Annotated in this window: 12 protein-coding genes; 4 read left to right on the forward strand and 8 right to left on the reverse strand. The window is 52.1% G+C overall.

Annotated features, from left to right (window positions below):
• Nucleotides 1-124: 124 nt before the first annotated feature.
• On the reverse strand, nt 125-691 hold the full coding sequence (locus ACSF8W_RS05675) for an LON peptidase substrate-binding domain-containing protein (RefSeq protein ID WP_500845805.1): 567 nt from the start codon (nt 689-691) through the stop codon (nt 125-127).
• A gap of 140 nt (nt 692-831) precedes the next feature.
• Nucleotides 832-2091, reverse strand: a complete 1260-nt coding sequence (gene bioA, locus ACSF8W_RS05680) for an adenosylmethionine--8-amino-7-oxononanoate transaminase (RefSeq protein WP_500845931.1) — start codon at nt 2089-2091, stop codon at nt 832-834.
• A gap of 193 nt (nt 2092-2284) precedes the next feature.
• Between bioA and bioB the strand changes: the two genes are divergently transcribed.
• Genes bioB through bioD form a run of 4 tightly spaced genes read left to right on the forward strand, consistent with a single transcriptional unit; the run spans nt 2285 to nt 5992 of the window.
• On the forward strand, nt 2285-3337 hold the full coding sequence (gene bioB / locus ACSF8W_RS05685) for a biotin synthase BioB (RefSeq protein WP_500845806.1): 1053 nt from the start codon (nt 2285-2287) through the stop codon (nt 3335-3337).
• The gene (gene bioF / locus ACSF8W_RS05690; protein ID WP_500845808.1) at nt 3324-4499 is read left to right on the forward strand and encodes an 8-amino-7-oxononanoate synthase; all 1176 of its coding nucleotides are present in this window, start codon (nt 3324-3326) and stop codon (nt 4497-4499) included. The genes bioB and bioF overlap by 14 nt, the downstream gene beginning before the upstream one ends.
• Before the next feature lie 7 nt (nt 4500-4506).
• Nucleotides 4507-5313 carry a malonyl-ACP O-methyltransferase BioC gene (gene bioC / locus ACSF8W_RS05695; protein ID WP_500845810.1) on the forward strand — a complete coding sequence of 269 codons (807 nt, stop codon included), beginning with the start codon at nt 4507-4509 and terminating at the stop codon, nt 5311-5313.
• Nucleotides 5306-5992: a dethiobiotin synthase gene (gene bioD, locus ACSF8W_RS05700; RefSeq protein WP_500845811.1), complete on the forward strand. Its 687-nt coding sequence runs from the start codon at nt 5306-5308 to the stop codon at nt 5990-5992. The genes bioC and bioD overlap by 8 nt, the downstream gene beginning before the upstream one ends.
• A gap of 137 nt (nt 5993-6129) precedes the next feature.
• Here bioD and ACSF8W_RS05705 read toward each other — a convergent pair whose 3' ends face one another.
• The 6 genes from ACSF8W_RS05705 to ACSF8W_RS05730 all read right to left on the reverse strand — a co-directional run bounded on the left by ACSF8W_RS05705 (nt 6130) and on the right by ACSF8W_RS05730 (nt 12586).
• Complete coding sequence (locus ACSF8W_RS05705) at nt 6130-7056, reverse strand: glycosylasparaginase (protein WP_500845933.1); 927 nt, start codon at nt 7054-7056, stop codon at nt 6130-6132.
• 122 nt (nt 7057-7178) lie between these two features.
• The gene (locus ACSF8W_RS05710) at nt 7179-8555 is read right to left on the reverse strand and encodes a leucyl aminopeptidase family protein (protein WP_500845813.1); all 1377 of its coding nucleotides are present in this window, start codon (nt 8553-8555) and stop codon (nt 7179-7181) included.
• 27 nt (nt 8556-8582) lie between these two features.
• Nucleotides 8583-9578 carry an ABC transporter ATP-binding protein gene (locus tag ACSF8W_RS05715; protein ID WP_500845815.1) on the reverse strand — a complete coding sequence of 332 codons (996 nt, stop codon included), beginning with the start codon at nt 9576-9578 and terminating at the stop codon, nt 8583-8585.
• A complete protein-coding gene (locus tag ACSF8W_RS05720; RefSeq protein WP_500845817.1) occupies nt 9575-10561 on the reverse strand; it encodes an ABC transporter ATP-binding protein in 987 nt (328 codons plus the stop codon). The genes ACSF8W_RS05715 and ACSF8W_RS05720 overlap by 4 nt, the downstream gene beginning before the upstream one ends.
• A complete protein-coding gene (locus ACSF8W_RS05725; RefSeq protein WP_500845819.1) occupies nt 10561-11598 on the reverse strand; it encodes an ABC transporter permease in 1038 nt (345 codons plus the stop codon). Before ACSF8W_RS05725 ends, ACSF8W_RS05720 begins: the two co-directional genes overlap by 1 nt.
• A 1-nt stretch (nt 11599) precedes the next feature.
• Nucleotides 11600-12586: an ABC transporter permease gene (locus ACSF8W_RS05730; protein WP_428476312.1), complete on the reverse strand. Its 987-nt coding sequence runs from the start codon at nt 12584-12586 to the stop codon at nt 11600-11602.
• Between the last annotated feature and the right edge of the window lie 75 nt (nt 12587-12661).

Below are 12661 nucleotides of genomic sequence, written 5' to 3' on the forward strand. Positions count from 1 at the left end.
GTCGTCAATGATTATCTGCAAGATAACGTGCTGTGTGCGGGTAATGTGATGGTAGTGCTGCGGTATAAAAGAAAATCATGCCTTTGTTAAACATAACATCCACAGACATGATGATGGCAGCAAACTAATGGTCTTTATTTAATTGTTCATCAATCACATTGTGTAGGAAAGACAGTGCAGCGCGATGATCATTTCTGCTCATAAACCATTGTTTTTGATTGGTTTCAAGCGGAAGTAACTCGAGCCAGCGTTGGCAAACCCATGTCATGTCATTGTAATCCGGCAGGGGATATTGTGAAGCATGTTCGGGGTATTCCTCAAACAGGGCTTTCAGGCAATTGGAAATATCACGATCTACAAATTTGATATCGGTGGGCGTCCAATTTGACATGGTGGTGACATCACCGAAGCGAAGCCCGTCGTCTTCTTTCCAGTGCTTTTTGATCAGAAACTTCTCCACGCCTTTAATCGTGACTCCCAGCAAACCATCGGGTAACTGTTCGAAGTCGGTGATGATGGCACGGGTACCAAAATGGCACAGCGTGTCACCGTCTTTCATGCACAAGCCAAAGCCTTCACTGGCCGCCATGGCCAACTTTACCAGTCGGGTATACCGCGGTTCAAAGATCCGTAGTTTGCTGATCCCGCCGGGTAGCACGTAGATCTCGAGTGGGAATAATGGTAGTTGCATAGTACTAGCCTTACTGACGTTATTGATTATGAGTGGGTTCCGGTTTTATACCGTTATACGGTGGGTACGGAACGGAAGTTGCTATAACGTTCAGGAAAAGTATAAGCAGACAACGTCGGGGTGTTGTCTGCTTTTCGATACTAGCTCAATGCAAGGTGGATGGCGGATGTGAGTTGGCTAAGTTCTTGTTGATTAATGATAAAAGGAGGCATTATGTATACAAGTGTGCCAAAAGGGCGAATCCATACACCGTTGTCGACAAATGTCTGCTGAATACTTTCCATATCAACGGGCTCATGCAGCTCCACCACACCGATCGCGCCCAGCCATCGAACGGTCTTGACGCGGTCGAGTTTTTCCAGTTCAGGTAACGATGCAGCCAATTGATTTTCAATGTTTTTTACTTGATTTTGCCAATGGTTCAACGCCAGTATATCAAGGCTCGCATTGGCGACGGCACAGGCCAGTGGGTTACCCATAAACGTGGGCCCATGCATGAAGCAACCGGCATCCCCGCCGCATACCGTATTTGCGACATGCTGTGTCGCTAATGTGGCAGAGAGTGTCATATACCCGCCAGTCAGTGCTTTTCCGAGACACAAAATATCAGGGCTGATATTGGCGTGTTCACAGGCAAATAATTTGCCAGTACGACCAAATCCAGTGGCAATTTCATCAGCAATGAGCAAAATGCCGTGCTGATCACACAGTTCACGTACCCGTTTAAGGAACTGTGGGTGGTAGATCCGCATGCCGCCTGCTCCCTGCACAATCGGCTCAATGATGACGGCGGCAATGTCATCGCGGTGTTCTCCCATCTTTTGCGCAAAGTCCGCCATATCGGCGTCATCCCATTCATCAAAGAATCCACACTGCGGCGACTCGGCAAAAATGTGCTCAGGTAAGAAACCTTTGTACAGGCTGTGCATGGAGTTGTTCGGATCGGTCACTGACATCGCTGCAAACGTATCGCCGTGATAGCCGTGTTTCACGGTTAAAAATTTCGGCCGTTTTTCCCCTTTGGCCTGCCAATACTGCAAGGCCATTTTTAGCGCCACTTCCACCGCCACAGAGCCAGAATCAGCCAGAAATACATGTTGCAGCGGATCGGGTGTCATGGCGACTAACTTACGGCACAGCTCAACAGCAGGCTGGTGGGTGATCCCCCCAAACATGACATGTGACATGTTATCAATTTGCGCTTTGGCGGCTTCGTTGAGTGCGGGGTGGTTATAGCCGTGAATGGTCGACCACCATGAAGACATGCCGTCCACCAACTGGCGGCCGTCTTCAAGTTCCAGATGCACGCCTTCTGCCCGCGTAACGGGATAGCAACGTAATGGATGTAGGGTAGATGTATAAGGGTGCCAGATATGTTGCTGGTCAAATTCAAGATCGATAGCTGTGTTCAATTTTTGCACAAGTGTAAACCTCGCTCCTTGTTGGTGGTTGACAGTTTACTCACTCTACGTAGACTAGCCAAGTCACTGAAATCAGATATTACGCTTTTAGCTTGTTGGGAATGGTGTTACGAGCAAGGCCCAGCCCAACGCTGTGAGCTAGGAAAAATAAAAGAAAAAGAGGATATGACACGTGGAAGTTCGTCACGACTGGACCGTCAGGGAAGTACAAGCATTATTTGAAAAGCCGTTCATGGATTTGATCTTTGCGGCACAGCAAGTACACCGTCAGTATCACCAGCCGAATCAGGTACAAGTCAGCACCTTGCTGTCGATCAAAACCGGTGCCTGCCCAGAAGATTGCAAATATTGCCCGCAAAGTGCGCACTACCGTACGGATGTTGAGCGTGAGCGTTTATTGGAAGTGGAACGCGTTTTGGATGCGGCGGAAAAAGCCAAGTCGTCTGGCGCGACCCGTTTCTGTATGGGCGCGGCGTGGAAAAATCCGAAAGAACGCGATATGCCGTATTTGCTGGAAATGGTGAAAGGCGTGAAGTCCATGGGACTAGAAACCTGCATGACGCTGGGGATGATCACGGGCGATCAAGCCAGTGAATTAGCCACTGCAGGCTTGGACTACTACAACCACAACCTCGACACTTCGCCGGAATTCTACGGCAACATCATTACAACCCGCACCTACCAAGACCGCTTAGACACCTTGAGCCATGTGCGTGATGCCGGCATGAAAATCTGTTCAGGTGGGATCATCGGTATGGGTGAAAGTGCCCGTGACCGTGCAGGTTTGCTGGTAGAGTTGGCAAACCTGCCAACGCATCCAGAAAGTGTGCCCATCAACATGTTGGTGAAAGTGAAGGGAACACCACTGGAAGCGGTGGATGATGTCGACCCGTTTGATTTCGTCCGTATTATCGCCGTTGCCCGCATTATCATGCCTGAATCTGCCGTGCGTTTATCTGCAGGCCGCGAAGACATGAATGAGCAAATGCAAGCCTTGTGCTTCATGGCGGGGGCAAACTCGGTGTTTTATGGCTGTAAGTTGCTCACCACGCCGAACCCAGGTGAAGACAAAGACATGCAGTTATTTGCCAAGTTGGGTATTAACCGCGAAGAGCAAGCCGCCAAGCCCGATGAGGTGCAAGCACAAGAATTGTTGGGACAAGTGGCACAACGTGTCGCTGCCCGTCCGACAAAAGACGATCTGTTTTACGATGCATCCGTTTAACGCCCGTATTGAACAGGCACTGACAGCACGGGCCGAGCAAGGCTTGTACCGTCAGCGTACGCCGTTAGCACGGCAGGCGCAGGGGCGCGTCGCACAACAGCAATCGTATGTGAATTTTTCCAGTAACGATTACTTGGGGCTGGCGCAATCGCCGGCCTTACTGGCGGCATGGCAAGATGGGCTAAGCCGGTATGGGGCGGGCAGTGGTGCCTCGCCATTGGTGACCGGTTATCACTCGCCTCACCGCGAACTGGAAGCTCAGTTGGCCGATTGGCTAGGGTATGACCGTGCGTTGCTGTTTAACAGTGGGTTCAGTGCCAATCAGGCACTGTTATTTACCTTGCTGCAAAAAGGCGATGTGTTACTGCAAGACAAGCTTAACCATGCATCGTTAATGGAAGCGGGCATGCTCAGTGACGCGACCATGCGACGCTTTGCCCATAACGACCCCGTCGCGTTAGCACGCTTAGTTGCACAGGCCTCTCGCACAGACAGTGAATCTGCCCTTTCAGCGAATACGCTGGTGGTGACGGAAGGGGTCTTTAGCATGGACGGGGATCTTGCTCCGTTAGCAGAGATACATCGTGTGGCTTCACCGCAGGCCTTGCTGATGGTGGATGATGCGCACGGTTGCGGTGTGTTGGGTGAGCAAGGTCGGGGCAGTTGTGACTTGGCAGGGATCAAACCGGATATCTTGGTGGTGACGTTTGGCAAAGCGTTTGGCATGCAAGGGGCGGCTATCTTGTGTGATCACACGATGGCTGAATACTTGATCCAATTCGCCCGTCACTATATTTATTCCACCGCGATGCCCCCTGCACAGGCGTATGCGCTGTCGCATGCATGCCGATTAATTCAGCAAGATGATTGGCGCCGAGAAGCGCTGAGTGAGTTAGGGGGCCTTTTCGCGGAAACGTTGGATTCGGCGATCCCTTTCACGGCGACAACGACGCCGATCAAGCCCTTAGTGCTGGGTGACAGCCAACGCGCGCTGACCTATGCCGATGCATTACGGGAACAAGGTTTCTGGGTGAGTGCGATTCGGCCGCCGACGGTGCCGCAGCACACCGCGCGATTGCGGATCACCCTGACAGCGGTGCATCAGCAACAGGATGTAAAACGGTTAGCTATCGCGATCAATGAGGTATTTTATCGTGAATGAGAACAGGGTGATAACGCAGTCTGTTTCAGACGGACAGCGTTGCGATAAACAAGCCATTGCCAGAGCGTTTGGTAAAGCGGCTAAGCGTTACGATCAGGCCGCTGAATTTCAGCGCACCGTGGGGCAGCATTTGTTAGCTAAGCTCCCTCCGTTACAGGCGGCCCAAAGCCGTGTGTTGGATGTTGGTTGCGGAACCGGATATTTCAGTGAGCAGCTCGCCCAACGCGGGTTTGACGTGTGTGCGGCAGACTTGTCAGCCCCGATGCTGGAGCAAGCTGCGCTACGTTGCGGTGAACGGGTATCGTATTTATTGGCCGATGTCGAGCACCTGCCGTTAGCCGACAATCAGTTTGATGTGGCCTTCAGTAGCCTTGCCTTGCAATGGTGTGATGACTTGTCGGTACCTTTGCGTGAATTGCGCCGGGTGGTGAAGCCCGGCGGACGCATCGTGTTCAGTACCTTGGTCCAAGGCTCCCTCCATGAGTTGGCGCAGGCGTGGCAGCAGGTTGATCAATATCAACATGTGAACGAGTTTCTTTCGCAAAAGGCCATAAAACTTGCGCTGGCGCAAGCGGGATGCCAAACCAGTCACCTAGAATTTCTGCCGATCACCATGTATTACAACGCGGCAGTTGAGCTCATGAAAGATCTGAAAGGCATTGGAGCCACACATCTGCAACAGGGGCGCAAAGCAGGCTTGGCCGGTCGAAAGACGATATTGGCTTTGGAACGCGCTTATGAAGCGTATCGAGATGAGAACCATCAACTGCCCGCCACCTATCAAGTCTGTTTTGGAGTAATAATTAATGACTAACGCTTTCTTTGTAACAGGGACAGATACCGAAGTGGGTAAAACTGTTGCCTCTCGCGCCATTCTTCATGCAGCAGCCAGCGCGAATATTAAGATGGCGGGTTATAAACCTGTGGCATCAGGCAGCGCCCTGACCGCAGAAGGGATGCGAAATTCTGATGCTCTGTATATTCAAGAAGCATCACCGGTTGCATTGGCGTACGACGAAGTGAACCCGTACGCGTTTGAAGCCCCAGTGTCGCCGCATTTGGCCGCTGAGCAAGAAAACCGTCAGATTGATTTTGATGTGTTGTCTCAAGGTTTGGATCACCTCAAGCAAAAGTCTGAGGTTGTGTTGGTCGAAGGCGCGGGCGGCTGGCGCGTGCCTGTGACGCGTACCGATTTTTTATCTAGCTGGGTGAAGCGTGAAAAGCTGCCGGTCATTTTGGTTGTGGGTGTCAAACTGGGTTGTTTAAGCCATGCCATTTTGACCGCAGAAGCCATTGGCCATGATGGCTTGGAAGTGGTGGGGTGGGTGGCTAACCGCATCAATCCGGGCACGGAGAACTACGCTGAAATTATCCGTATGTTGGAAGAAAATTTGCCAGGTCAGAAATTGGGCGAAATCCCTTACATGCCGGGTATCAAAAAGCGTGATTTGGGACAGTTTATTGATCTATCACCGCTGGGTTTAACGCAGTAACGTTAAAGCTGGGTATAGATTAAAGCTGGGTATAGATTAAAGCCGAGTAGAGTAAGAAGGGGGCGCATAATGCGCCCCCTTCTTGTTTATATTGCACCAGTAGAACGTTTGTATTGCGTCAGCAACACGGTGCCGCGTTACTTGGTCATGATGACTTCGGCTTGGCGTTCTTCTGGCTTATCCATGCCAGATTCCCAGAACCAGTACGTGATATTGCCCGGGCAGTTCAAGCTCACTACTTTATGGTTGCCTTTGTTGTCAATCGCATGGATGGTGACGCCTTCGGTGTAGCCGTCTTTGAGGTATTTCAGATCGTTGATCGCTTCATACACCGCTTCATCCAATGACATCCCCATCTTCATGTACAGCACCACGGCGTGGGCGGTGGCACAACGAATGCTCATTTCACCCGTATGTGTACATGCACAGGCGCCGTAGCGGCTGTCAGCATAAGAGCCCGCACCAATGATTGGGCTGTCCCCTAAACGACCTGGGTATTTCCATGCCCAGCCAGAGGTTGACGTGGCCGCACTGATGCTTTCACGGCTGTCAGAAGACAAAAAGACGGTCGTATCGCGGACGCGTTCAGGATCGGTCGCGTTATTCGATAGTGGGGCCAGCGGCACGTTCGGGAATGCCGCCTGTTGTTCCGGCGTCATCGCGTCAGCCAGTTTTTCCCACCAAACCGTTTTAGAGTCTTCAATCAGGTTGTCACCGGCTACCGCGCCCATTTCGTTAGCAAAAATCGCCGCGCCTTCGCCGACCAAAATCTCATGGTTCAGCTTTTTCATGACGTCATACGCCACTTCCACCGGGTGCATGTAGCCTTTTAGTGCACCCACCGCACCGGTGCGTAGGCTGTCGCCGTCCATCACAGACGCATCCAGTTCCATTTCACCCAGTACATTCGGCCAACCGCCGTAGCCCACGGTACGCACGCGTGGATCCAGCTCGACCAGTTTAATGCCTTCAATCAATGCACGCAGGCCATCTTCACCGGCCTGTAGACGGCGTGCAGATTCTTCAATACCTGGGTAAGCTTCGGAGTTAGCAAGCAAGATCATGTTATTTACCTTGTTATTCATTTAATGGTTCAAATTCAAAATGCGAGAGTGAGGACGCGAAACCCGCGTCCTCATGGTGTGTCTGTTTTTCTATTGGTCGTTCTATTTGTTAGGCTTACGGGCTATTGCGCGATAATTTTCTGGCAAATGTGCGTCAGCAACAAAGCACCATAACCACTGGCCGCATTCGGGTGAATGTGACGGTGGTTCATGCCCAGAGACATCGCGGCTGAGTCGATGTGGATCCACTTTTGCTCTGGTGCGACAAAGTGCTGCAAGAAGGTGGCGGCCACACACGGGCTGCCATCAGGCTCTTCACTGCCATGGCGCAAATCAGCAAAATCACTCTTCAATGCAGATTGGAACATGGCGTGATTGGACGGCATTGGCCAGACCGCTTCGGCACAGGCATCACCGGCTTGTTGTGCCAGTGCAATAAGCGAAGCACTGTTGCCCATGAGTGAGGCATAGGCTTTACCCAATGCAATACCGGTACTGCCCGTCAGGGTGGCAATATCAATCAAATAATCCGGCTGATACGTTTGCTGGGCGTAATGCAGCACATCAGCCAGCACCATGCGGCCTTCAGCATCGGTAGTAATGATTTCCACGCTGGTTTTAGACAGCATGGTGACCACGTCACCCGGTTTGACTGCGTTGCCGGAAGGCATGTTTTCCACCAAGCCACACAGACCGATCACGCGAACCGGCAATTTCAGACTGGCAATGGCATGCAGTGCGCCCACCACTGAGGCAGCACCGCCCATGTCGACTTTCATCGTGCTCATGTAGCGCGGTTGTTTGATGCTGATACCGCCGGAATCAAAGGTGACCCCTTTGCCGACCAAAGCAATCGTGGCTTGTGCGTCAGCAGGGTGGTAGTCCAAACACAGTAGGCGTGCTTCGCGATCACTGCCTTGCGCAATGCCCATCAGACCGCCAAAGCCTTGCGCCAGCATCTCTTCATCACCCAAGTAAGACAGCGACACACCCTGCAGCGCCAGTCCTTCAACGGCGTCAACAAACGTGGCGGGGTAAAGTACGTTACCGGGCTTGTTCATCAACTCGCGGGCAATCAACTGGCTGCGGGCCAATGTTTGGCCTTCGTCAAACGCGGCGGTGAGTGTTTTGCAGCCGGTCGCCAAACGGAAAGTCGCCACGTCAGGTTGCAGTTGTGCACTGGTGGTGTGCTGATAGCGGTACGCTGATAATGCCAACCCGAACGCGATCCACTTCACCCACACATCACGTTCAAAGCACGGCGCAACGTGATCATCAATCATCACACTCAGGGTAGAGGCAGTTTTAAATGTGGTCGCGATCAGGTAACCAATGTCTTGAATATCCGCCACGGTGTACACGTGCGGGCTGATCTCACCGTCGTAATCCAGACTGTCACGATCCATTTCGATCGTTGGGCTGCTGCCTTTGGTCAGAAAAATCGTTTTGGTGGCGGTGTAAATAGTGTCATCGCCACGGACAAAATCGAACTGTTGCATGGAGTGTTCCTTTTTCTTATTCAGTGCTTATTTTTCGTATAAGTAACAACGGACAAAATGGTTGTCTGACAACTGGGTCACGTCCGGCAGTTGTTGACGACAACGATCCATCGTGTGCGTGCAGCGGCCAGCGAACGGACAGCCCACGCTTTCCGGTGTCCACAGTGGGATCTCCCCTTTGTTGCCTTCTAAGCGCGTGTGGATCGACTTGCTGGGATCGGGCACGGCGGAAACTAACAATTGGGTATACGGGTGTTGCGGATCATGAATAATGGTTTCCGTGTCACCCCATTCCACCATGTGGCCGACATACATCACGGCCAAGTCTTCGGCGATGTAGCGTGCCGTGGCAATGTCGTGCGTGATGTACAACAGCGCCATACCGCGGTCGAACTTCATCTCTTCCATCAGGTTGAGGACACCGGCACGGATCGACACGTCCAACATGGAGGTCGGTTCATCCGCCAGTACCACTTCGGCGCCCACGGCAATGTTACGGGCCAAGTTCACACGCTGGCGTTGTCCGCCTGATAGCTGGTGCGGGTATTTTTCGGCCGTGGCTTTGGGCGGGATCAAGCCCACTTGCTCAAGCAGGGCATACACCATTTCTTCCAGTTCTTTCTGATTGCCTTTGCTGACCTTGTTGTGGATCAACAGCGGGCGCGCAATGTGGTGGAAGATCGTATGGGTCGGGTTTAAGGATCCAAACGGATCCTGCCATACCATTTGTACCCCACGGCGGTACTGCATCAGATCTTCACCTTTGGTGATGGTCTGAATATCACGGCCGTAGTACTCAATGGTGCCCGCGGTTTGCGGGTACATTTTGGCAATCATTTTGGCGGTGGTGGACTTACCGGAACCGGATTCGCCCACGACCGCCAAGCCACGGCTTTTGTACATTTTGAAAGAGACGTCGTTGATGGCGCGCATCTTCGACTTCTTCAAGGAATTGCTGTTTACGGCAAAATCTTTGATCAGATTTTTGCCTTCAATGATCGGTTGGCCGAGTGACTGACTCATAGTGACTCCGCTGTTTGTGCTTGGGTAAAGAGGTGACAGTTACTAAAGCGGCCCGCATCGATTTCAGTTATCTGTGTGGCTTGCTTGAAGCAGACGTCGTGTGCTTTGGGGCAGCGCGCTTGGAAGCGGCAACCCTGTGGGATCTCTAGCAGGTTAAGGGGGTTGCCCGGGATCCCCGCAAGGCGGGTTTTTGGCCCTGTCAGCGGTGGGAATGAGCGGCCTAACCCTTCTGTGTACGGGTGATAAGGGTGGGTGAGGATTTCACGCGACGGCGCGACTTCCACCAGTTCACCGGAGTACATGATGCCGATGCGATCCGAGAACTCGACCATTAACGACAAGTCATGGGTGATAAACAGGATCGAGAAACCGAACTCTTGTTTCAGCGCGTAGATCTTTTGCAAGATCTCACGCTGAACCACCACATCCAGCGCAGTGGTCGGTTCATCCATGATGATCATTTTCGGGTTCAAGGCCAACGCAATGGCGATTACCAGACGTTGACGCATACCGCCTGAGAACTGGTGCGGGTAATCGCGCAAACGGCTTGGGTGAATATCGACGATCTCCAGCAGTCCTTGGGCGCGAGAAATCGCTTGCTGGCGGGTAAAGCCGGTGTGACGCATGATCACGTCACAGAATTGCTCTTCCAGTGTCAGCACAGGGTTCAGGGCGTTCATGGCGCTCTGGAACACCATCGACATTTCGCTCCAACGGAATGCAGACATTTGGGCATCGGTTTTCTTGAGCAGATCACCGTGGCCATCAAACAGCACTTCTCCGCCAGTAATGAATGCAGGCGGCTTATGCAGGCGCATCAAGGAGAACGCCACGGTCGATTTACCACAACCGGATTCACCGGCCAGTCCGAAGATCTCACCTTTACCAATATCAAAGCTGACATTGTTCACTGCGCGGATGTCACCCGCTTCGGTAATGTAATCCACACACAGGTCGCGGATAGAGATTTGTGGGGTTGTCATTATTTCATCTCCCCAGGTGCTTGGGCGATCGGCGTACCCGTTGCAGCGGCAGCCGGTGCTTTTTGTGTGTTAGCCTGATTTGCCACGTTCTGCCAGCGGCGTAAGCCTTTGTGTGAACGTAACTGTGGGTTCGCGATTTCATCGACCGCGAAGTTCAGCAGTGAGAGGCCAATGGCAATGAAGGTCAGTGCCAAACATGGCGTCAGAATTTCCCACCATGCGCCAACCAGCATCGAGGATGAGGTTTGCACGTTGTAGAGCATGACGCCCCAACTGATGGCGTTCGGATCGCCCAGACCCAAGAACGACAAGCTGGCTTCGGTCATGATGGCCAACAGCACACAACCAATGAAGCTTGCGCCTACGATAGAGATCAAGTTAGGCAGAATTTCTGCGCCGATAATGCGCCAAGGTGATTCACCGAGTAGCTCAGCGGCGCGGATAAACTCTTTCTCTCGCAGTGACAAGGTTTGCGCACGCACAACACGTGCGCCCCACGCCCAGGAGGTTATCGCGATCACGATGGCAATGGTGGCGGGGCCGGCTTGACCAATAAAGGCCGCAATGATGAACAGCAAGGGAAGCTGCGGCACCACTAGCATGATGTTCATGGCGGCGGTTAGCACTTCATCCACACGGCCACCAAAGTAACCCGCAGATACACCGATGAAGGTGGCCAAGAAACACACCAAGATCCCTGCGCCCAAACCAACAGAAAGGGACGTACGGGTGCCGTAAACAAACTGTGACCAAATGTCACGGCCCATACGGGACGTGCCCAGTACATGATCGGCTTTTTCTGACATGTACAAGGTACGCTTGTTCACCGCCAGATTTTGTGCGACCCAACCTTCAGGGTTATTTTGCGCGGCTTTCACGACAAAAGACGGGTACTCATGCGGGTTGCCGGTACCGACATCCGGGGCGTGTTTGGTCAGGAACGGTGCAAACAACGCAATGAAGATGAACACAAGTAAAATACACAAACCAGCCAGTGATTTATGGTTGCGGGTCAGTAAGAGAAATAATCCTTTCATCTTATTTATCTCCGTTACGCAGGCGAGGATCTAAGTAAACAATCAAAATGTCAGCCATGAAGTTGAAGAACAGCATGAACAGTGTCATCAGCAGTAACTGACCTTGCAGTACCTGATAGTCACGGGCATGAATAGCGTTCAGTAGTACCGTGCCGAGGCCGGGGTAGTTGAAGATCATTTCGACAATCAACTGGCCGCTGATCGCGGTACCCAGTGCCATCGACAGCGCGGTCACACTTGGCAGCATGGCGTTACGGGCGGCGTAGTTGAAAACAACGCGGTTTTCGCTCAGGCCTTTTGCTTTCGCCATGGTGATGAAGTCTTCATTGAGCAGGTTGATCATGTTGTTACGCATGTTGATCAAGAACCCGCCAATCTGGGATAACGTGGCACACAACAGCGGCAAGGCCGCGTGATAGAGCACGTCTTTGTAGAAGGCCCAACTGGACCAGTCAGGTGTGGTGCCGGAGGTATAGGCATTCCCAGCAGGGAACCATTCCAGACCGATGGCGAAAATAAACATGACCAGCATGGCCACCACCACCGAGGGGATGGATTGCACCACCAACATACCCGGAGAAATAAAGGCATCGTAATAACTGCCACGGCGCCATGCGGCAAAAATACCCAGCACAGAACCAATACAGAATGACAGAACAACAGCCGTACCGGTGAGGAATAAAGACCAGCCAATGGCATTGCCTAATAGCTCATTCACGGAAATAGGGTAGAACTTAATGGATGTTCCCCAGTTCCAGGTGAATATATTGGCAAGGTAGGTGAAGTACTGCTCATATAAAGGGGCGTCAACAAACCCCAGCAGTTTTTTCATGGCATCAATGCGTTCTGGGCTGACGTACGTCATCGCATTGGCAAACATCATGGTAACCGGGTCACCCGGCATGGCGCGGGGTAGAATAAAGTTTAACGTGGCAGCAAAAATTAACGCTAAAAAATAGAATAAAAGCCGTCGAACAAAAAAGGACATAGTCTTTTCCTAATAAAAAAGATAAACAACGTAACAGCGTGCAGGACATCCCCTACACGCTGTTATCATCAAGGT

This window comes from Photobacterium sp. 270122K, assembly GCF_059941365.1.